Source organism: Ignavibacteriales bacterium (assembly GCA_015709675.1).
In the GTDB taxonomy this organism is placed as follows: domain Bacteria; phylum Bacteroidota; class Ignavibacteria; order Ignavibacteriales; family Ignavibacteriaceae; genus H2-BAC3.
Map to the genome: position 1 here is coordinate 2,696,916 of CP054182.1, position 22,230 is coordinate 2,719,145.

21 protein-coding genes are annotated in these 22,230 nt (G+C 40.3%); all 21 read left to right on the forward strand.

Features of this window, described 5'->3' with window-relative positions; translation table 11 throughout:
* Positions 1 to 29: 29 nt before the first annotated feature.
* A complete protein-coding gene (gcvP, locus tag HRU80_10215; GenBank protein ID QOJ29239.1) occupies positions 30 to 2,909 on the forward strand; it encodes an aminomethyl-transferring glycine dehydrogenase in 2,880 nt (959 codons plus the stop codon).
* 52 nt (positions 2,910 to 2,961) lie between these two features.
* Positions 2,962 to 3,351, forward strand: coding sequence for a CoA-binding protein (locus tag HRU80_10220; protein ID QOJ29240.1), 390 nt, complete (start codon positions 2,962 to 2,964; stop codon positions 3,349 to 3,351).
* On the forward strand, positions 3,348 to 4,694 hold the full coding sequence (locus HRU80_10225; GenBank protein QOJ30513.1) for a hypothetical protein: 1,347 nt from the start codon (positions 3,348 to 3,350) through the stop codon (positions 4,692 to 4,694). The genes HRU80_10220 and HRU80_10225 overlap by 4 nt, the downstream gene beginning before the upstream one ends.
* Positions 4,672 to 5,394 carry a 16S rRNA (uracil(1498)-N(3))-methyltransferase gene (locus tag HRU80_10230; GenBank protein ID QOJ29241.1) on the forward strand — a complete coding sequence of 241 codons (723 nt, stop codon included), beginning with the start codon at positions 4,672 to 4,674 and terminating at the stop codon, positions 5,392 to 5,394. The genes HRU80_10225 and HRU80_10230 overlap by 23 nt, the downstream gene beginning before the upstream one ends.
* Positions 5,395 to 5,442: 48 nt before the next feature.
* Entirely contained in the window at positions 5,443 to 5,877 is a 435-nt protein-coding gene (locus HRU80_10235; GenBank protein ID QOJ29242.1) for a single-stranded DNA-binding protein, read from the forward strand.
* Positions 5,878 to 5,885: 8 nt separating this feature from the next.
* Positions 5,886 to 7,163, forward strand: coding sequence for an HlyC/CorC family transporter (locus HRU80_10240; protein QOJ29243.1), 1,278 nt, complete (start codon positions 5,886 to 5,888; stop codon positions 7,161 to 7,163).
* Positions 7,160 to 7,528, forward strand: coding sequence for a hypothetical protein (locus HRU80_10245; GenBank protein ID QOJ29244.1), 369 nt, complete (start codon positions 7,160 to 7,162; stop codon positions 7,526 to 7,528). Before HRU80_10240 ends, HRU80_10245 begins: the two co-directional genes overlap by 4 nt.
* A complete protein-coding gene (locus HRU80_10250) occupies positions 7,518 to 8,432 on the forward strand; it encodes an MCE family protein (GenBank protein ID QOJ29245.1) in 915 nt (304 codons plus the stop codon). Before HRU80_10245 ends, HRU80_10250 begins: the two co-directional genes overlap by 11 nt.
* Positions 8,410 to 10,092, forward strand: coding sequence for a gamma-glutamyltransferase (gene ggt, locus HRU80_10255; protein QOJ29246.1), 1,683 nt, complete (start codon positions 8,410 to 8,412; stop codon positions 10,090 to 10,092). Before HRU80_10250 ends, ggt begins: the two co-directional genes overlap by 23 nt.
* Complete coding sequence (gene acpS, locus HRU80_10260) at positions 10,093 to 10,467, forward strand: holo-ACP synthase (protein ID QOJ29247.1); 375 nt, start codon at positions 10,093 to 10,095, stop codon at positions 10,465 to 10,467. It begins immediately after the preceding gene.
* Positions 10,468 to 10,629: 162 nt separating this feature from the next.
* Positions 10,630 to 11,169 (forward strand): HNH endonuclease, encoded by a 540-nt coding sequence (locus HRU80_10265; protein QOJ29248.1) that lies wholly within the window; start codon positions 10,630 to 10,632, stop codon positions 11,167 to 11,169.
* Positions 11,170 to 11,184: 15 nt separating this feature from the next.
* A complete protein-coding gene (gene trpS, locus HRU80_10270) occupies positions 11,185 to 12,165 on the forward strand; it encodes a tryptophan--tRNA ligase (protein ID QOJ29249.1) in 981 nt (326 codons plus the stop codon).
* A complete protein-coding gene (locus HRU80_10275) occupies positions 12,166 to 12,879 on the forward strand; it encodes a segregation/condensation protein A (GenBank protein QOJ29250.1) in 714 nt (237 codons plus the stop codon).
* The gene (gene scpB, locus HRU80_10280) at positions 12,879 to 13,610 is read left to right on the forward strand and encodes an SMC-Scp complex subunit ScpB (GenBank protein ID QOJ29251.1); all 732 of its coding nucleotides are present in this window, start codon (positions 12,879 to 12,881) and stop codon (positions 13,608 to 13,610) included. Before HRU80_10275 ends, scpB begins: the two co-directional genes overlap by 1 nt.
* Positions 13,597 to 14,304 carry an rRNA pseudouridine synthase gene (locus tag HRU80_10285; GenBank protein QOJ30514.1) on the forward strand — a complete coding sequence of 236 codons (708 nt, stop codon included), beginning with the start codon at positions 13,597 to 13,599 and terminating at the stop codon, positions 14,302 to 14,304. The genes scpB and HRU80_10285 overlap by 14 nt, the downstream gene beginning before the upstream one ends.
* Entirely contained in the window at positions 14,288 to 15,781 is a 1,494-nt protein-coding gene (gene dacB / locus HRU80_10290) for a D-alanyl-D-alanine carboxypeptidase/D-alanyl-D-alanine-endopeptidase (GenBank protein ID QOJ29252.1), read from the forward strand. The genes HRU80_10285 and dacB overlap by 17 nt, the downstream gene beginning before the upstream one ends.
* Positions 15,782 to 15,789: 8 nt before the next feature.
* On the forward strand, positions 15,790 to 17,292 hold the full coding sequence (gene lysS, locus HRU80_10295) for a lysine--tRNA ligase (GenBank protein QOJ29253.1): 1,503 nt from the start codon (positions 15,790 to 15,792) through the stop codon (positions 17,290 to 17,292).
* A gap of 3 nt (positions 17,293 to 17,295) precedes the next feature.
* The gene (locus HRU80_10300) at positions 17,296 to 18,261 is read left to right on the forward strand and encodes a DUF2279 domain-containing protein (protein ID QOJ29254.1); all 966 of its coding nucleotides are present in this window, start codon (positions 17,296 to 17,298) and stop codon (positions 18,259 to 18,261) included.
* A gap of 6 nt (positions 18,262 to 18,267) precedes the next feature.
* Positions 18,268 to 18,993, forward strand: a complete 726-nt coding sequence (locus tag HRU80_10305) for a glycosyltransferase (protein QOJ29255.1) — start codon at positions 18,268 to 18,270, stop codon at positions 18,991 to 18,993.
* Entirely contained in the window at positions 18,994 to 20,613 is a 1,620-nt protein-coding gene (locus tag HRU80_10310) for a hypothetical protein (protein ID QOJ29256.1), read from the forward strand.
* A 10-nt stretch (positions 20,614 to 20,623) separates the two neighbouring features.
* A complete protein-coding gene (locus HRU80_10315; protein ID QOJ29257.1) occupies positions 20,624 to 22,228 on the forward strand; it encodes a S41 family peptidase in 1,605 nt (534 codons plus the stop codon).
* The last annotated feature ends 2 nt before the right edge of the window (positions 22,229 to 22,230 follow it).

A 22,230-nucleotide genomic window follows, 5' to 3' on the forward strand; every position in this document is an offset into this window, starting at 1 on the left:
TATTATTTTTTTCATTCTATGCACTCACGATGAATAATTCCATTTTTGATACAGATATATTTAAGAACCGCCATAACGGACCCTCAGCAGATGAAACCACAGCCATGCTCAAAACGATTGGTGTGGATTCACTTGATACTCTGATAAATGAAACCGTACCTGAAAAAATAAGACTGAAACATGAGCTTAAGTTAGGCAGGGGAGTTTCTGAGTTTGAGTACCTTAATCATCTCAGAGAGCTTTCTGCCAGAAATAAGGTGAGTAACTCATTTATTGGAATGGGTTATTATCCTACAATCACTCCACCGGTCATTCAGCGTAACATATTTGAAAATCCGGGCTGGTACACACAGTATACACCCTATCAGGCAGAGATTGCCCAGGGGCGGCTTGAAGCTCTTGTGAATTATCAGACAATGGTGAGTGATCTGACCGGATTGCCCATTGCCAATGCCTCATTGCTTGATGAGGGAACTGCAGCTGCGGAGGCAATGCAGCTTCTTCACGCATATACACGTGCAGCCAAAAAGGACTGCCACAAGTTCTTTGTTGCGAGTGATATATTCCCGCAGACTAAAGATGTAATAATCACCCGTGCTGAGCCACTGGATATTGAAATAATTGAGGGAGAACCGGAAGACGCTCTTAAACATGAGGGATTATTCGGAGTTTTGTTCGGTTATCCTGACGGTTATGGAAAAGTACGCAATCTTGAACCTCTTATTCAGCAGTTAGCATCCGCTAAGATATACAGTGTTATTGCATCCGATCTTCTTGCTTTGGCATTGCTCAGACCTCCCGGTGAGTTTGGTGCTGATATCGTTATTGGTACCAGTCAGCGTTTCGGGGTCCCGATGGGATTTGGAGGTCCTCATGCAGCTTTCTTTGCAACAAAAGACGAATATAAAAGACTGATCCCAGGAAGAATTATCGGGGCATCCATAGACGCGGAAGGCAATAATGCTTACCGCATGGCTCTGCAAACCAGAGAGCAGCATATCCGCAGAGAGAAGGCGACAAGCAATATCTGTACGGCACAGGTTCTCCTTTCCGTTATGGCGGGAATGTATGCAGTATATCATGGTTCGCAGGGTATACGGCGGATTTCCGTTAAAGTGCATTCTCTTGCTTCAAAGTTTAATGAAATACTTGCACATGCCGGTTATAAGCAGGTAAACACTGATTTCTTTGATACACTGAGAATTCAGACTGGTGCCTCAACCAAGATGATTTATAACAAAGCAATTGATAAAGGATTTAATCTCAGATTAATTTCAGATAGTGAAATTGGCATCTCGATGCATGAAGCTGTCTCCGTCACGGATTTTAATGAACTGGCAAAGATCTTTACTGATGCGGCGAATAAACAATTTACTCTGTTTAGCGAAAAGGATTTTAGTTATTCACCTTCCTTTGATTCTGCTTTCATAAGAACATCTGAGTATCTCACTCATCCGGTATTTAACAGCTACTACTCAGAGCATGAATTTTTAAGGTATGTCAAAAAGCTTGAGAGTAAAGATTTATCGCTTACTTCTTCAATGATACCGCTTGGTTCATGCACCATGAAACTGAATGCTGCCGCAGAGATGTTGGGTGTAAGTTACCCGGGATTTTCATCCATTCATCCTTTTGTTCCTAAGGATCAGGTACCCGGATATATTGACCTTATTTCCGAACTTGAATCTGCGCTTAAAGAAATTACTGGTTTTGCCGGAGTTTCGCTTCAGCCAAATTCCGGTGCCCAGGGTGAATATGCAGGATTGATGGTAATCCGCAAATATCATCATGCACGCAAAGACTTTCAGAGGAAAGTGATCCTAATACCTTCTTCAGCACACGGAACCAATCCTGCAAGCGCGGTCATGGCTGGATTGCAGGTTGTGGTAGTTGAGTGCGATGATCGCGGCAATATTAATGTGGAAGACCTTGCCTCAAAAGCAAAGAAACATAACAATGAATTAGCCGGATTGATGGTAACGTATCCATCTACTCACGGTGTATTTGAGGAATCCATTACGGAGATTTGTGATATTATTCATAAGAACGGCGGACTCGTTTATATGGATGGCGCAAATATGAATGCTCAGGTTGGTCTGACCAGTCCTGCGGCTATCGGCGCTGACGTATGTCATCTGAATCTGCATAAGACCTTTGCAATACCGCACGGCGGCGGCGGGCCTGGCATGGGACCAATTTGTGTTGCGGCACATCTTGTTGATTATTTGCCCGGGCATACCGTAGTTGAAACCGGAGGCAAAGAAGGTATTTCAGCAGTCTCATCAGCACCGTACGGCAGTGCAAGCATTCTGGTAATCTCCTTGGGATATATTAAAATGCTTGGTGCAAGGGGTGTTACTGAAGCCACGAAGTATGCAATTCTGAACGCAAATTATATCAAGGCAAGACTCGAAAACTATTATAAAGTTCTGTATACGGGTACAAAAGGCCGTGCAGCGCATGAACTGATTTTCGACATGAGAGACTTTAAGAAAACCGCCGGCATAGAAGTTGAAGATATTGCAAAGAGACTGATGGATTATGGTTTCCATGCTCCGACGGTTTCTTTCCCGGTGGCGGGAACACTTATGGTTGAACCAACTGAAAGTGAATCAAAAGCTGAACTCGACCGTTTCTGTGACGCAATGATAAGTATACGGCAGGAAATTGCAGAAATTGAAACCGGACAGTTCAACCAGGCAGATAATGTTCTTAAAAACTCACCCCATACAATGAGTGCTGTTATGAGCAGTGATTGGCAGCGGCCCTATTCCCGTGAAAAAGCTGCTTTCCCTCTGCCGTATGTAAAAGATAAAAAATTCTGGCCGTCTTCAGCCAGAATCAATAATGCTTACGGCGACAGAAATCTGGTATGTACCTGTCTGCCTGTCAGCGAATATACGCATTAACCAATTTTTAGAGAAGCACACAAATACCATGTTAGCTGATTACTGCAAAATTTTGTCTGATGTTAAATCAATAGCCGTTGTTGGCATTTCTGACAAGCCTGAAAGAGACAGCGGTGCAATTGCAAAAATGCTTAAGGAAAAAGGATTTACGATCTACGGTGTTCATCCGGTACTTAAGGAAGTGTTTGGCATTCCTGTATATCCATCACTTGCGGAATTACCAGAAAAAGTTGACCTGGTTGATGTATTTCTTTCATCTGATAAAGTACCTGCCATTCTTAAAGGAGTTCAAAAATCAGGAGCTAGGTATCTCTGGCTCCAGCTGGGAGTATCAAGTAACGAAGCTGAACAGTTTTGTTCTTCTGAAAAAATAGGTTTCGTACAGAACCGTTGCATAGCGGTTGAATACAGAAACTGTAATGCACTCAAAGGACTTCTCTGATAAGAACCTTTGTACTCTTACTTTTCTTATTATGTTGCAGCTTTTCCCGGAGCAATGCAGACACTGTAGTTGAGAATAAAACTCCCCCGGCAGACTCTCTCAATTCCGGTTATACGGTTATTGATTCAATATTCATAAGCGGGAATGATATAACCATTGAAGAAATCATTCTTAAGGAACTTCCGTTTACTACAGGGGATACAATTCAGGTAAACCGGCTCTTCTTTTTTGAAGAAAGAGTTTTCAGTCTTGGTATATTCAATGACGTAAAAATGCGTCTCAAGAAATCAGAGACAAAGACCATTCTGCATATTCATGTTGATGAAAGCTGGTATATCTATCCTCTCCCTTTTGTTGATTTCAAGGAAAATGACTGGAGCAAGATTTCTTACGGAATGAATATTCTCATCAAAAACTTCCGGGGAAGAAACGAGGATTTATCATTTTCATTCGGACTTGGGTATGATCCGTTTTATTCCGCTACTTATATAAAACCCTATCTGGTACGCAGCCAGAATATCAGTCTTTATTTTTATTCGCAGTATGCAACCGTATCAAATAAAAGTCTGCAGGCTGAAGCTATTGCAGGTACTAAATTCGATAATACTGTTTTTACATTTGATATTGGTTTAGGTAAAAGGTTCGATATTTATAATAAACTTGAAGTTTTTACCAGTTACCGGATGATAAAATCACCATTTGCCATAAAAGGAATTACGGCATCGGGGAAAGAGACAGATATCGTGCCAGCCTTGGCGTTCCAGTATTCACACGATTCCCGCGATCTGAAGCAATTCCCTGACAGGGGATTGTTTTATTCCGTTTCTTCTTTCTACTATGGTTTCAACATTGATGATGTTAGTTATACTGCCTTTAACAGCGATTTCAGATACTACTTTCCGCTGATCTCCTCTTTTACTGGAAAAATAAGATTAGCTACCCGTCAGAGATATGGTAAAAATATTCCTTATTATAACTACGCTTTTATCGGACTGGATGATGAGGTCAGGGGACATATCACTGACAGAGCTGAAGGGAAAAAAAGCTATGTAGGGTCATTTGAAATAAAATACCCGATCATTCCGATGTTTGATTTGTTCCTGGATCTTCCGCTGATTCCCAGACAGCTTCAGCAGGCAAAAACTGCACTCTATCTTACGCTTTTTGCTGATGCCGGATTTGTCCAGAATGATGGTATTTCTGTAAACTGGGCCAGTGTTTATTCAGGTTATGGGGTAGGAATTGCCATTCCCGCGCTCCCATTTAATTTGGGCAGGATCGAATATGCAATCAATAAATTTGGAAAAGGAGAACTGATACTTGATCTCGGCATCTCCTTCTGATACAGGATTATTCTATTTCCCCGATTGTAGATTTGAAGAAGAGTGCCTGATTACTGAAGGGGAGGAAGAACTTAATCATCTGCTCCGGGTGATGAGAAAACAGGCAGGGGATCAGATATTTGTGACCGATGGAAAAGGACAATTAATCTTTGGGGAAATCGTCAGCATAGCAAAAAAAATACTGACATTAAAGATTATCCAAAAATCTCAGAAAATGAACCCTTATGGACGGTTCACGGTTTTTCTTCCGATCCTTAAAAATCCGGACAGGTTTGAATTTGCACTCGAAAAATCAGTCGAATTAGGGTTTACAGACTTCCTGGCAGTCAGATACCACCATTCCATTAAACCAAAAGTTAATCTGGAGAGACTTCAGCTCAAAGCAGTTTCGGCTATGAAGCAATCTCTCAGAACTTTTTTACCCTCCGTAGGGTATGTTGATTCTCTTGAATCAGGTCTGCAGAGGGGCATGGTTCCGCTTTGGTTTGACCAAAATGCAGAAAAAGGGCTGATAAAGGATTTTTTAGACACCGGAGGCAATTATTCGCTGGTTGTAGGTCCGGAGGGAGGATTTTCTGCACAGGAACTTGACCAGCTCAGGAATTGGGAATGTTTCAGGACGTCCGATGGAAGGCTCAGAGCTGAAACTGCTGTTATAACCGCTGCTTCTTTACTTGCATATAAGATAGAATTTCAATAAAATTGATAGTTAAAAAACACAATCTATCAACTTTTCCGGGAGGAATACATGGCCTTCAGTTTAAATAAAATTCAGCTTATTGGTAATCTTGGACAGGATGCTGAAACAAGAACTACTACAACACAGGTTGCAGTGACTAATTTCAGTGTAGCTACTGAAAATAGTTATAAAAACAAGGATGGCGAATGGGTTCGTGAAACCACATGGCATCGGGTGACCTATTTTAATGCATCAGATTTTCTCAGAGAGAATCTTCGAAAAGGTTCTAAGGTATATGTCGAAGGCCGTTACCGTTCAAGAGAGTATACTGATAAAGATAACATAAAGAAGACTGCATGGGAAGTAATCGCCGAGCAGATAATTCCTTTATCAGCCAGAGGAAATCGTCCGGAAGAACCTTCTGCCGAATATAATGCAGGTGGCGTTTCTTCTGCACCTCCTGCTGCGGACGCACCTCCTGCTGATGCAGACCTCCCGTTTTAATAAAAACATTGGACACTGAATTACTTTTACAGACCGGAGCACTCATACTTTTGTTTGGGTGCTCTGCTTTTTTTTCATCATCTGAGGTTGCTCTCTTTTCATTAAAAAAGAATAAGCTGTCAACAGTGTATTCCAGGCATCCGATGGCACTCAGATATATTGAATTTCTTCTTCAGTATCAGAAAAACCTGCTTGTAACTATTCTTGTAGGTAACACTGCCGTAAATGTTGCGGCATCAATTCTCTCGGTTTCCATCATTCTGGAACTTGCTGAGCAGTTCAGCATAGCACCTCATATTGCTCTTACTTTTGAAATAGTTGTCCTAACATTTCTGATATTAATCTTTGGTGAAATTCTTCCGAAGGTTGCTGCAAGAAAAAATCCTGAAAAGATTGCAAGGATTTTTTCATATCCTCTCTACTGGATAAATGCACTTCTTTTTCCGCTGGCTGAGTTTCTGACACAGTTGTTATCAGCCGTCTTTTCAAAATTGCGGATTTCTGATACTGTAGGTGTTTTGTCACAAAAGGATATCAAAAACATTACAGAACTTGGAAAAACAAAAGGCGGCCTGGTTGATGATGAACATGACCTGATTCAGAGTGTTTTGGAGTCCAGAGAACTTACAGTCGAAGAAATAATGACACCCAGAGTGGATGTTATTGCAGTTCAGGAAAACACGAATCTTCTGGAATTTGTATCACTCTCCCTTTCTTCATCGCATAGCAGGATTCCGGTATACCGGAACAGCATTGATACAATCATTGGTCTTGTTTATGGAAAAGACATCATACCTTTGATGGGGGATATTAAAAGTTTTGAACAATATTCAATCTCACGTTTTATAAGACCCGCGATCTTTGTTCCTGCACAGAAAAAAATACGTGAGATGTTCAGAGATTTTCAGGAAAAGAAAATTCATTTTGCTGTAGTAGTAGATGAATTCGGCGGCACTCTTGGGGTAATTACACTTGAGGATGTAATTCAGGTACTTATCGGAGAGGATGATGCAGAAGTAGAAAGAGGTGATACGCTCATTCTCAAACTGCGTGAAGGCGTCTACGAGGTTGATGCAAGGGCAAGACTTTCAGTAATTTTTGAGTATTTAAAAATTCCTTTTGTTGAATCAGAATACGAGGCCGATACCGTCGGAGGACTTATACTTGAAAGGGCAGGGAGAATTCCTCAAAAAGGGTTTTCAATCGAGTGCAGTAATTTCCGTCTGACTGTTCTTGAGAGGTCTCAAAATCGTCTTACAAAAATTCAATTTTATAAAACCAAATGAAAACAGGCTGTTTTCTTAAAGGATTTATCTTCGCAACTATTCTGCTTGCGGCTGCACTTTATATCCTGATGAATAAATTTGATGATTATATTGCAAAACCGGCAAAGGAATATCTTGTATCCGCGGCTAAGACTGAGTTTCTGGAGCAGCTTGACAGCATTACCATCGAGGTACCTAAGGATTCATTAGCTGCACTGCTTAATACTGCAGGTGAGACAATTATTGCCTTGCCCGGCTTTGGGAATGAAAAGATTACAGTTTTTGCAGATTCATTAAGCAGGTTTTTTACCGACAAGGTAATTTCACAAAAAGAGTTTAACAGTTTACAATATTTACTAAAAGAGATGAAAACCAATGAAAAATGACAGAAAGACAGAATTAAAGGTTGGGATTACTGTTACAGTTGCGATATTGTTCTTTTTGTGGGTTTTTGGATGGGCTAAAAATTATTCATTAGCTGATTCAAGAAAAGAAGTCTCGGTTCTATTTGATAATGTTGCCGGTCTTGAGATAGGTGATCAGGCAACGGTTAATGGAGTCAGAAAGGGCTTTGTTGAATCGGTAACGATTCATAATGACGGCGTGCATGTCATTCTTTCTTTTGATTCAGATACAAAACTGCAATCAGATGCTTCATTCTCAGTAACGATGCTTGATCTGATGGGAGGAAAGCGGGTTGAAGTTTATCCTGGTCTGGCTTCCAGTGAACTTGATTATACTAAAACTCATCAGGGGCAGTTTGTTGCAGATATCCCAAAGGTTATGGAATTGGTTGGGAATTTCAGCGGTTCCATTCCTTCCATAATGAATAAAGTTGATTCATCATTGACCGCACTGAACAATCTGGTTTCAGATATTCAGATGCAAAACAGTATAAAGAACTCAGTCAGCAATCTTGAAGATATTTCTGTTAAGCTGAATGCCATGATTAATGAAAACAGGAATGGCATAAAAACTCTTGTGCAAAATTCTGTTGACCTTACTAATGAAACAAAGGTTTTGATTGGTGACAATAAAGAGCTGATTAATTCAACACTTCGTGATGTAAATACTCTTCTGCAGACTACTGACAGAGTAGTAAAAGAAATTGAAGGACTGCTTACTGAAACTAAAAATAAGAATAATTCACTCGGCAAAGCCCTTTACGATGAAAAACTCATAAGCGATTTGCAGGAAACTCTTACCACTGTGAAAGAGTTAACAAAAGTACTGGTTGATCAGCTTAAAGGTGAAGGAGTGAACGTTAATGCTAAGATTGACTTATTCTAAATTTTTTCTTCTTCTACTTTTACTTGTAACCACTGCTTTTCCGCAGAACGGCCCGTTAATCCGTTCTGAAAACGGAATGGTTGTTTCAGCTGAGAAACTTGCTTCCAAAGTAGGGATTACCATATTAAGGCAGGGGGGAAATGCTATAGATGCAGCCGTTGCGGTTGGATTTGCTCTTTCTGTAACATATCCGGTCGCAGGCAATATCGGCGGCGGAGGATATATGGTTATTGTATTTCCTGACGGGAAAAGCACAACGATAGATTACAGAGAAACTGCGCCGTTTTTGGCGACAAGAGATATGTATCTGGATGAGAAAGGGGAATTTCTACCGAATCTTAGCCAGAAAGGTGCTCTTTCCGCTGGTGTTCCGGGGTCAGTTGCCGGTCTTATTTACGCACATCAAAAGTATGGAAAACTTCCATTTGCAAAAGTCATTCAGCCGGCCATAAATCTTGCATCAGACGGTTTTCCGCTCCCTTATGAAACTGCTGAGTCATTTCAGAATAATCAGAATTCATTCAAAGAGTTTTCTTCCACAATGAAAATTTTCAGCAGGGGAGGAGAACTATACAAGCGCGGTGATATTTTCAGACAACAGGAACTTGCAAAAACACTGACAAGAATAAAAGAAGCCGGCTTTTCTGGTTTTTATGAAGGTGAAACTGCCGATTTAATAGTTGCCTGCATGAAGAATAACGGCGGCATAATAACTCACGATGATTTGCGCCGTTATAAGCCTGTTGAACGCGAAGCTCTGCGGAGTACTTTTCATGATTATGAAATAATCTCCATGGGACCATCAAGTTCCGGTGGTGTTACTCTGATAAACATGCTAAATATTCTTGAGAATTTCAAGATTGAAAAAAATGAATGGGGAAGCAGTCGTTACATGCATTTATTAACCGAAACCATGAAACTGGCTTACGCAGACAGGGCAGAACATCTTGGTGATCCTGACTTTTTTCCTGTCCCGACCGGAGGATTAATTTCCAAAGAATATGCTCAATCCAGATCTAAACTCATTGGCGAAAATGCGGTTAGATCATCAGGTGTTACTTTTGGCAAACCGGAAAGTGAACAGACTACTCACTACTCTGTTCTTGATAAAAACGGAATTGCGGTAAGTGTGACAACAACAATTAATTCTGGTTACGGGTCCAAACTGGTTGTTGATGGTGCAGGATTTCTGCTGAATAATGAAATGGATGATTTTTCAGCAAAACCTGGTGTACCCAATCAGTTTGGGTTGGTCGGAAATGAAGCAAACTCTATCCAACCCTTCAAACGGATGCTCAGTTCAATGACTCCGACTGTTGTCTTGAAGAATAAAAGACCATTTTTGGTAATAGGCACACCCGGAGGTTCTACAATTATTACCGGGGTACTTCAGGTAGTAGTGAATGCTGCTGTATTTGGAATGGATCTGCGTCAGGCAATCGATATGCCAAGAATTCATCATCAATGGCTGCCAGACCAGATTTTGCATGAGAAATATGCACTCAGCCGGGATGTCCTTGAGAATTTAAAGAAACGGGGTCATTTGATTGGTCCGGAGCGTCAGCTGAATCTAATGGAAGGGATACTGATTGATCAGGAAAAAGGCATTATTTGGGGTTATAGCGATTCACGAGGCAGCGGTTCTGCCGAGGGTTATTAGTTGATCGTCGGAATCGGAACAGACGTTATTGAGATCGCCCGGATACGGGAGAGCATCGGGAAATTCGGGGATCGTTTTATCAGTAAAATCTTTACGGATGCCGAAATTGCTTATTGTAAGTCAAAAGCCGACCCTCCTCTTCACTATTCAGGAAGGTTTGCGGCAAAAGAGGCAGTAGTAAAGGCCTTGTCACACATTTATAAAGGGGCTTTTTCCTTTCCGGAAATTGAAATATTGAATGAAAGTGACGGAATACCGAAAGTATACCTTAGGGGAAGATTAGTCCATGTTTTGCCCCCAGATCTGGTTATTCACGTGTCTCTAAGCCATTCGATCACGGTTGCCTCAGGATTGGCAGTTATCAGCCGCGGCTGAACGCCAAACTCTCGCAAAAATACTTATAGCAGAAATTTGCCTTAGAATGGCACCTCCAATTTTAATATATTTAAAGTTTGGGTAGGCAAAAATATCCCAAAAATAGCTAAAAAACGTACAAACAGAGCACTGTAATAATCCGGCGATAACCATAAAAGTGAGGTGGTCTTCGAAGCAAGAGAAAAAAAATTCGGTTCGCTCAATGCTAAGGTTCTGGTTCTTAACCAGAGCTATGAGCCTCTTACGCTTTGTACGGTTAAAAAAGCAATTGTTTTGCTTCTGCTCGGTAAAGCTGAATATGTTATAAAAGACTCCCGCAAACAGATAAATTCTGTAAGCCGGGCTCTTGAATATCCGAGCGTGATAAGACTGAAGCGTTATATTCATATGCCTTATAAAAAGGTTGTACTTACAAGAAAAAACATACTTCGCCGTGATGGCTACCGATGCGGGTACTGCGGACGAGGTGATCTTCCTCTCACAGTTGATCACATTGTTCCGAAAGCCAGAAATGGTGCCGATTCATGGGAAAATCTGGTCTGTGCCTGTACCTCCTGTAACAATAGAAAAGGAGACCGTACACCGGCGGAGGCTAATATGAAGCTGCTCATTCGTCCTACTGTACCCAGTCACATATTGTTCATTAAAAACAGTATGGGAAGGATAGAAGATGCCTGGAAACCTTACTTATATTTAAGCTGAATTATTAATAGCACGATGAATAAAAAGAGAATCCTCAGCGGAATGCGTCCGACAGGAAAACTTCACCTTGGCCATTATGTCGGAGCCCTTGAGAACTGGATATCACTCCAAAACGAATATGATAATTTCCATTTGATTGCGGATTATCATGTTCTGACTACCCGTCTTGAAACAGAGGGAATTTATCAGGATTCCATTGACATGCTTATAGACTGGCTTGCAGCAGGACTTGATCCTGAAAAGAGCCCGATGTTCCGTCAGTCACAAATAAAGGAACACGCCGAACTCCACCTGATCTTTTCGATGCTCATCGCAGAAAGCAGATTAAAAAGAAATCCCTCTCTGAAAGATCAGATCAGGGATCTTCATATTGAAAATGTATCATATGGTCATCTTGGATATCCTGTTTTGCAGGCGGCTGATATTTTGCTGTATAAAGGTGATTTAGTACCGGTCGGTGAGGACCAGCTTCCGCATATTGAGATTACCCGCGAAATATCCCGTTCATTTAACAGGACATATGGGGAAGTATTTCCTGAACCTGAACCGAAATTGTCAGTATTTGCACGTCTCACGGGGCTTGATGGCAATGCAAAAATGAGTAAATCGCTTAATAACAGCATTTTACTTTCGGATGAACCTGCTGTTGTGGAAGCAAAAATAAAAAAAGCAGTTACTGATACTCAAAAAATAAGAAAAGGTGATCCGGGAAGACCTGAGATATGTACAATATTCTCGTATCACAAGAAATTCAATCCTGCTGAAGTACCGGATATAGACACCAATTGCAGGAGCGGCGCGCTGGGTTGTGTGGATTGCAAAAAGAAATGCATATCTTCAATAAATGGTTTTCTGGAACCATTTATCGCGAAAAGAAAAGAAATTGAGGCAAAACCCGATCATGTTCTCAATATCCTTCACGACGGAGAGACGAAGGCAAGAAAAGTGGCTTCTGATACCATGCAGCAGGTCCGTCAGGTAATGAGGATAGGCTGATTGTATAAAGTACGGTTGGACCTGTTTGAAGGTCCGCTCGATCTTCTTCTGTTTTTTATCAAGCGTGATGAGATTGATATATACGATATACCCATTGCCAGGATAACCGGTGAGTTTCTTGAATATGTAAATCTTATTCAAATGCTGGATCTTGAAACGGCAGGGGATTTTATCCTTATGGCTTCGATGCTGATGCATATTAAAGTAAGAATGCTTCTGCCAAGAGAGGTTAATGAGAAAGGGGAGGAGATAGATCCCCGTGCGGAACTGGTCGCGCGTCTGCTGGAATATAAAAGATATAAGGAAATGTCTGAAGATCTTGGTTTTATGGAATCAGCAGCCAGGAAAATTTCTTTCCGCGGCTATTATGATGAAGATGTAACAGAAACATTTGCAGATACGGAGAAATTCCTTAAAAATATCACGGTATTCGACCTGGCAAAAGCATTTAAACGTGTGATGGATCAGCAGAAACCTGAAGTCATTCATGAGATCAAAAAAGTCAGCGTAACTATTGATGAACAGATTGGTTATGTTAAATCAAAATTACAAGAGTACAAGGAACTCCATTTCCTGAGTCTGATAACAAGCATGAAAGAAAAAATCAGAATTGTAGTTACATTTATCGCATTGCTTGAATTAACCAAAATGGGGGAGATAGGGATTCGCGAATCCTCTGAATTTAATGATTTTGTGGTTTACAGTTTAAATTAATGGATAGTCTTTATAATAATATCGTTGAAGCTCTTATTTTTTCTTCGGATGAACCTATACCCCCGAAGCAAATTATTGAAGCTATAAAGGGAATTGATGGTGAGGATATTGAAATCTCTGAGGAGGATATTGAACTTTGTGTTGATGAGCTCAATAAAAAATATGAAGAATATAATCTTTCTTTCCGGGTTACAAGAATTGCCAGGGGGCTAACATTTGCAACTAAACCAGAGTTTGCAAAGTATCTGGGTTTTCTTTCCACAGAAAAAAGTAAGAGAAGACTAAGCCCGGCTGCATTAGAAACACTTGCCATTATAGCATATAAACAGCCGCTTACCAAGCCTGAACTTGAAGCGATCCGCGGGGTGAATTCAGATTATATTATGAATATGCTTCTTGAGAAATCACTTATCACTATAACCGGAAGAGCTGAACGAATCGGACGGCCTCTCCTGTATGGTACTACCGATGAATTCCTTAAGTATTTCGGACTTTACAAGATTTCTGATCTGCCAAAACCAAGGGAGATTGAAGAAATCATGCAGGATGAAGACTTCCAGGAGCAGCGAAGGAAAATTTATATGAACGCACTGGAGGAAGCGGCGGAAGCTTCTGAATCTGCAAACAGCAATCAGGAGTCAACACAAAGTGCAGTTGATGATATAGAAAATGAAATAGAAATGATACTTCCTGAAATAAATGAAACGGAATCAGATGATACGGCTCAATAACTTTATAGCAGCATCGGGGATTTGTTCCCGGAGGCAGGCAGACGAATACATCAGGCAGGGAAGGATAGATGTAAATCGTAAAACCGTTACTGATTTTGGTATCTTTATTGAACCTGAGAAAGATGATGTCCGTTTTGATGGTCAAAGAATAAAACCCAAAGAACACATCTATATACTGCTTAATAAACCAAAGGGTGTAGTTTCTACTACTGCAGACGAAAAGGGAAGAAAAACAGTAATCAATCTGATTAAGACTAAAGAGCGTATTTTTCCTGTCGGCAGACTTGACTTCAATACTACAGGAGTAATTCTTCTGACTAATGATGGTGACTTTACGAATGTAATGCTTCATCCCGGTCATAAAATTCCAAGAACCTATGTTGCCGAAATTCACAAACCTCTTTCAGAAGAAGATCAGCTGAAACTGCAAAAAGGATTTGTCTATGAAGGTAAGTTTTCCAAATTCGACAAGGTTAGTGTACATAAAAGGGGGCTGGTTGCTGAGGTTACAGTAACAGAGGGCCGCAATCACTTCGTAAAAAACCTGTTTAAGAAACTCGGTTATTTTGTGAACGAGCTTCATCGTAAATCATATGCAAACTTCACTGACAGAGATTTACCGATAGGAGCATACAGATTTATCACCAAAAGTGAGATAAAGGCATTTTATAAAAAATATGAACCGGCTGAATAATTTTCTTGTCCTCATAGGATTAGTTTTCCTTTCTGAAGCAGCTTTTGCTCAGAAAGAAACCTTTACCAATACTGCCTCAACAACGCTTGAAGAATTGCGTAATGAATTTGATCAGTTATTTGAGGATCCTGATTTTTATAATGCCCAGTGGGGAGTTTGCATTCAGTCTCTTGAAACAGGTGAGTTTCTTTACCGCCGTAATGAAAATAAACTTCTGATGCCTGCTTCAAATCTTAAGCTTCTCACAACTGCCTCGGGATTACAGTTTTTAGGTTCAGATTTCAGATTCAAAACGGAAATTGGATATTCAGGTAAGATTGAAGGAACAACACTTAAAGGAGATCTGATTATCAGAGGGTACGGTGATCCTACAATCAGCGGCAGATATACCAAGGATGACGTACTGAAATATTTTAATGACTGGGCAGATAGTCTCATAAATGCCGGAATTGAAGAGATCACAGGAAATGTAATAGGAGATGACAATGCCTTTGATGATATTGGATTGGGAAGCGGCTGGTCCTGGGATTATGAAAGCTACTGGTATTCTGCACCTTCCGGAGCTTTATCATTAAATGACAATTGTGTTGACATAGTTGCTTCTCCGGCTAAAAATGGGGATAAAGCAGAAATTAAGCTGATACCTGACAATAAATATACCGTAATTGTTAACCGTGTTATCACAGTGCCATTTGATTCTTCGGCAGGAATAGAAATTTACAGAGAGAGAGGAACAAATGTCATCACTGTTTCAGGCAAAATTCGTGAAGGCAGTAAACCTGTTAAACTCTATGCCACAGTAAACAATCCTACACAGTTTTTTGTTGTGGTACTTAAAGAGGTTTTAAAAGCAAAAGGAATTAACGTTCGCGGATTTGCAATTGATATAGATGATCAGCAGAGTGAAACGGAATCCGATTTCAACCTCCTGTTTATGCATGAATCTCTCCCATTGAGTGAGATAATCAAGGTTATTAATAAAAACAGTCAGAACTTTTTTGCTGAACAGCTGCTGAAGGCGATAGCGTATTATAAAACAGGATTAGGAACTTCAACAAGAGGTATCCGCCAGATAAAGCAGATTACACCCCGGATGGGAATCAATTCTGATAATTTTACCATGGTTGACGGGTCTGGCTTATCGCGCTTAAATTTAATTTCTGCCCAGCAGATGGTCGCTGTTTTACGATATATGTATCAGTCAGAGTATTTTAATGATTATTATAATTCACTGCCAATTGCCGGCCGAGATGGAACACTTGCAGACAGGATGAGAAAATCTGCTGCATTTGAGAAAATCAGAGCCAAAACAGGATTTATTGGGGGAGTGAGAAGCCTGTCCGGTTATGCAGTAACTGCCGATGGAGAAACCATTGCCTTCTCCATGATTGTGAACAATTTTACCGTACCTTTGGTACTTGCAGAGAATTTGCAGGATATGATATGCCTGCGGTTATCAACACTTAGAAGAAAATAGGAGAATTTTTGGAACAATATATTATTGAAGATGCCAATAGTCTGGTTGAACGCAGACTTGAAGAGATAAAACTGCTTCAGGAACGCGGTGTTACTGTATTTGCCTACTCATTTGAAACTGATTCAAATGCAGCAAAAATTAAAGCAGAATTTTCAGACGAATCTTCTGCAAACGTTTCAATTGCAGGAAGAATTATGGCTATCCGCCGAATGGGGAAAGCAAGTTTCGCCGCTATTCAGGATCAGACCGGAAAAATTCAGATTTATATCAAAAAGGATGATATTGGGGATATGTATGAGAATTTCAAACTCATGGATATCGGTGATATTATTGGCGTTAAAGGTTTTACATTCAGAACCAAGACAGGGGAAATTTCAGTGCATTGTAAAGAACTTACGCTTCTCTCTAAAGCAGTTAGACCCATACCGATCGCGAAAGAAGTAATTGACGATCAGGGAAATAAAACGGTATTTGACCAGTTTGCGGATAAAGAACTTCGTTATCGTCAGCGTTATGTTGATCTGATAGTTAATCCTGAAGTCCGTGATGTTTTTGTAAAGCGGAGTAAAATAATCTCTGCAATGAGACGCTTTCTCGACGAGAAGGGACTCCTTGAAGTTGAAACACCTGTTTTGCAGCCGCAATACGGCGGAGCTTCGGCACGACCTTTTATTACCAAGCATAATGCTCTTGGCATTCCTCTATATCTCAGAATAGCAGATGAGCTCTATCTTAAACGCCTGATCGTTGGCGGTTTTGAAGGAGTATATGAGATTTCAAAAGACTTCAGAAATGAAGGAATGGATAAAACACACAATCCTGAATTCACCATGATGGAGTGCTATGTTGCCTATAAAGACTACAACTGGATGATGAATTTTGTTGAAGAAATGGTGAATTACATTGTTGCAAATGTTTTTGCAAACAGTTCGTTTGATGTGGATGGAGTTACCATAACATTTGGCGGAAAATGGAAACGTGTGAGCATGGTAAATGAAATTAAGAATAAAACCGGACTGGACATTTTAACTGCAACAACTGATCAACTTGCAGAAGCAGTGAAGAAGTTTGGTGGTGAAGTTGGAGAAGTTCGGACTCGGGGTAAACTGATTGATGAACTTTTCAGTGTTACTGTTCAGCCAGAACTGATCCAGCCATCATTCGTTATTGATTATCCGGTTGAAATTTCTCCGCTCGCCAAAAAACACAGAGAAATACCAGGCCTCGTTGAGAGGTTTGAAGGATATATCTGCGGAAGGGAAATCTGCAATGCTTTTAGCGAATTAAATGATCCTTTTGATCAGTTTGACCGGTTCAGCCAGCAGTTGTCAGACAGGGATTCCGGAGATGATGAAGCTCAGGTAATGGATGAGGATTTTATAAATGCTCTGCAGTATGGCATGCCGCCAACCGCAGGACTCGGCATTGGCATTGACCGGTTGGTTATGCTTTTAACGAATCAGCCATCCATACGCGATGTTATATTATTCCCGACGATGAAACCGCTTTAGCAGATGAAGCAAATAATTATTCTGTTTTTCATTGTATTGAGTTCAGTAGCCGTATCTCAGGTTATTCCTGAAAAACGGGATACGACTGTTCTCATGAGCAAACTTGAGCTTCTGAATTCAATGAGCAGCAGTACTTCTCTTTCTTATGAAATGAATCTGGTTGAAAAATACCCGTCTGTGGACGTAAATGCCCAGAATATTGATTACCTGCGGTTAGGATTGATATCAACAGTTACTCTTGGTTCAGGTCTTGCGGTTCATATATATCAGGCAAATGCCTGGTGGAAGGATCAGAGAACTCCGTTCAAAATTGTCAATGACTGGGAATATGCTTTATGGATTGATAAAATTGGTCATTTCTATGCAACTTCATTATTGCAGCATGCGTTTTCAGCAGCGCTGGAGGGTGCAGGTTTTAATCTTGAAAATTCAGCCTGGATTGGAGCCGGTACTGCATTAGGCTATCAATTGTTTATCGAGATTGAAGACGGTTTTGGTCCGCAATGGGGTTTCAGTCCCGGAGATGCCGTATTTGATTTACTTGGAGCTTCGTACCCGGTCTTTCAGCATTATTATCCTTTTCTGAAGAACTTTCAGATGAAGTTCAGTTATTATCCGGTTGATCTTAACAAGGTCAGTCCGAAATCCGGCCAGAGACATATTATGATTGATGATTATTCCGGTCAAAAATTCTGGCTGTCATTCCGGATGAAGAATCTACTTCCTTATGAGATTGCAAAAATCTGGCCTTCATGGCTGGCATTGGCAGTTGGTTATGGAGTAAAGAATCTTGACGGATCAGGTGGAGGTCAGAAGGATGTTTATATAGCCATGGATCTGGATTTAGAGGCTCTCCCATTGCATGGCAAAACATGGGGATTTATTAAGAATACTTTAAACTATGCACATTTTCCGATGCCGGGTATCCGGATTACCAATAATGTGGCTTTTTTTGGTCTTTGTTATTAGAAAGATTTGAAACTTAGCATTGTTATACCAACTCTGAATGAAGAAAAACTTCTTCCGGTTCTCCTGAGTCAATTACAGGATGTAAGGAGGAAATATTCTAATACTGAAATCATAGTATCCGATGGCGGAAGTAAGGATAATACTCTTCAGATAGCAAAAGAGTTTGAATGTAAGATCGTGAATGATAATTCTGTTAACGGAAATATTGCCTCAGGGAGAAATTTTGGGGCAGCTCATTCTTCCGGTGATATACTTCTTTTTATTAATGCAGATATTAGATTTAAGTCTCCGGAATCGTTTTTTGATTATGCCTATAATCAGTTTTTAACGACCGGCTGCGCTGCAATGACCTGTTACGTTACAACATTTCCTGAAGAGTCACGTATTGCCGATAAATTATTCCATACATTTTATAATGCGTATTTTATTCTTCTTAATAAAATAGGAGTCGGCATGGGGAGGGGTGAATGCCAGCTGGTAAAAAAGGATATTTTTGAGAGTGTGGGAGGATATAATATTCACTTAGCCGCCGGGGAAGATTTTGATCTCTTCAGAAGAATTAAAAACTGCGGAAATAAGATACTCTTCAATACAGGTTTTACGGTGTTCGAATCTCCGAGAAGATACCGGAAACTTGGATATATAGGAGTTGCATTATTATGGACAAAAAATGCAGTGTCCATACTTCTTAAAAACAAATCAATCTCTAAAGTCTGGGAGCAGGTCAGATAAATGATACGTATATTCTTGCTACTTTTGATTATTTTACCAGGTTATATCATCTCTCAGGAATTTCAGATAAACAAATCTCATCCTGTTAACGGATTTTTAGACAGATACTATACCATAACGGGAAGAACAATTGAAAATTTCTTGTATCCGGTGCATAGAGATGTCATTTTTTCGCGGCTTAATGAACTTTCAGTTTATGATTCATTATTTACCAAGACTGATAAAGAACTGTTCAATCAGTTTATATCAGAGTTTGGTCCTCAGACAGATGTAAATGTCAAGCAGCTTACTTCATTTGAGAATTATGAATTCCTTTCTGAAAAGGAAAGTTACTTCTACTTCAGCAATTCATCGGATTCATTCTCGGTGGGGATCAATCTCATTGCGGAAATTGGTTATCATTCTAATTTTTCAGATGGTTCATCGGCGAATACTGTACTGCTTGGCGGTGATTTATCTGCAAGATTTGGAAAGCATGTGACCTTTAATCTAAGAGGATTGAACGGTATTTTTTCAGGCAATAAATCGGCGATCAGAGATCAGAGAAGGTATAATTCCAATTATAAACTTACTGATGACCCCAACTCTGCATTTTATGATGAAACAGAAGGCAATATTTCCTTAACCTATCCTGGTGTAAGTTTTACGCTTGCAAGAGGAGATTTATCTGCTGGTCTGGGTCAGTTTTCCCCGATGATTCGTGACCTTTATCCCCGGAGTGACTTTTTCTCTCTCAATCTCAGTTATGGGATATTAAACTACACTTTTGCCCATGGTTCTCTCCTGGCAGAATCCGTTTATCTGGGAGATAGCATTACCGGTGGAATAAGAGAAATACCGGAGAAATACATCGTATTCCACAAGGCTTCATTCAGTATAAGTGAGGCTGTAAAAATGCATTTTGGGGAGATGGTGGTCTATTCGGGACGGGGAATGGATCCCGGTTACTTGAACCCCTTTAATTTTTATAAAACAGTGGAACATTCAAGGGTTGACCGTGATAATACAGCGCTATTCACTGCTTTTGAGTCGGTATTGCCCTATTCATCGAAATTTTATCTGACCCTTCTGATGGATGATATTGATTATGCCAAACTTGGCAGCGGATGGTGGGGGAACCAGACTCTGCTACATGGCGGAATTACCTCATTTCCGGTCATATCATACGTACCCACGGAAATTAGTCTTGAAATTCTGCAAATTCAGCCCTATGTTTTCTCTCACAGGATTAAAAGAAATAATTTTGCTAACTTATCCGTACCGGTTTGGGGGGAGTTTTCTCCTAATTCGGTGAATTACCTCATTTCAGCCGGAGGGTGGTTTTCTGACAAGTTTTACTCAAAAATGAGTTATACCTTTACTCAAAGAGCGCTGAATGAATATGATTCAGCAGGAAACCTGGTTAAAAATTACGGGTCTAATGTGAATGAGGGGCACAGATCCTTCGATTCGGAAACCATTGGATTTCTGGAAGGGATAAAGGATAAGGTGCATTCTTTTGAAGCCGGAGTGATTTATCAGCCGGTAAATAATTATTTTCTGAAACTGATTTATAAGTTTTCTGATTCTTCAGTCGGAAATACTAATTTTGCTTCATTTTATTTAACAATTAAACTCTGAAAAGGGCAACATGAATTTTCGAAAATTCCGGATACCTCTTCTGGTAGTAGTTCTGACAACCGGTATCCTCCTTGGTACCCAGATTCAAAAGGTGATATCAGGAGATAATCTACTTGAGAACATCAAGAAATTTAACGATGTTCTCACTTTTACCCAGAGATATTACGTTGAGGATGTTGATACCCAGAAACTTGTGGAATCAGCCATTAAAGGGATGCTCGATGAACTCGATCCTCACTCCGTTTATATCCCGGCCAAACAGATGCAGTCTGTTGAAGAGGAATTCCGCGGCGATTTCGAAGGCATCGGGATAGAATTCCAGATTGTTAATGATACTTTAACGGTTGTAACTCCGATTACCGGAGGTCCCAGTGAAGCATTGGGAATTATGGCCGGTGACCGTATTGTAAAGATTGATAGTACTAATGCTGTCGGATTTACAAATGATGATGTAAGAAAGCGGCTCAGAGGACCGGCAGGTACAAAGGTAAAGGTTCTGGTGGTCCGGGCTGGAGTAAAAGATCCTATTGAATACGAAATTACCAGGGATAAAATACCCCTCTATTCCGTTGATACCCATCTTATGCTTGATGATAAGACCGGTTATGTAAGTATTTCCCGTTTTGCTGAAAAGACCACAGATGAACTGATGGAGGCACTTGTGGATCTTGATAAAAAAGGTATGCAGCAGTTAGTACTTGATTTAAGAAACAATCCGGGCGGTTATCTTAATCAGGCTTTCCAGATTGCAGACTTATTTATTGAAGGGAATAAAAAGATTGTTTATACCCGCGGCAGAAGACCTGAATTTAATGAAGATTACTTCTCAAGCAGAACGTATCCCTATGAAAAACTGCCAATTGTCATCCTGATCAATCGCGGAAGCGCATCGGCTAGTGAAATTGTTTCCGGTGCTGTTCAGGATTGGGACAGAGGCCTTGTTGTTGGTGAAACCTCCTTTGGAAAAGGTCTTGTGCAGAGGCAGTTTCCGCTTCCCGATGGAAGTGCGATCCGGCTGACGATTTCTGAATATTTTACACCATCAGGCCGTTTGATTCAAAGGAAGTATAAAGATAAAAAAGAATATTATGAAGAAATAGCTGAACGGGAAGAGGAGCCGGAAGGGGAAAATATTGATCATACATCAGAAAAAGACTCTACAAAGCCCGTATATAAAACTAACAAAGGTAGAGTTGTTTACGGCGGAGGAGGCATTACGCCTGATTATCTGGTGAAGAATGATAAAATAACAGATCTGACAACATCTCTTCTCCGTAAGAATGTATTTTACCTATTCTCATTACAGTACCTTGATAAAAACGGTAATTCGATAAAGAGTACGTATAACGGAGACCTCGCAAAATTTAAGAGTGAGTTTAAAATTACTTCTGATCTTTTTAATCAGTTCCTCAGTTTTGCTAAGGAGAAGGAAGTGAAGGTTGATGATGATGATTTGAAAGCAGACAGAAGTTATATAGAAGCCAGGCTTAAAGCTCAAATTGCCCGCAGTTACTGGAAGAATGAAGGATGGTATTCAGTTCTCTTAACCCAGGACAATTACATCAGCGAAGCCATGACTTTGTTTGACCGCGCGAAAGAAATGGCAGGAATCTGATT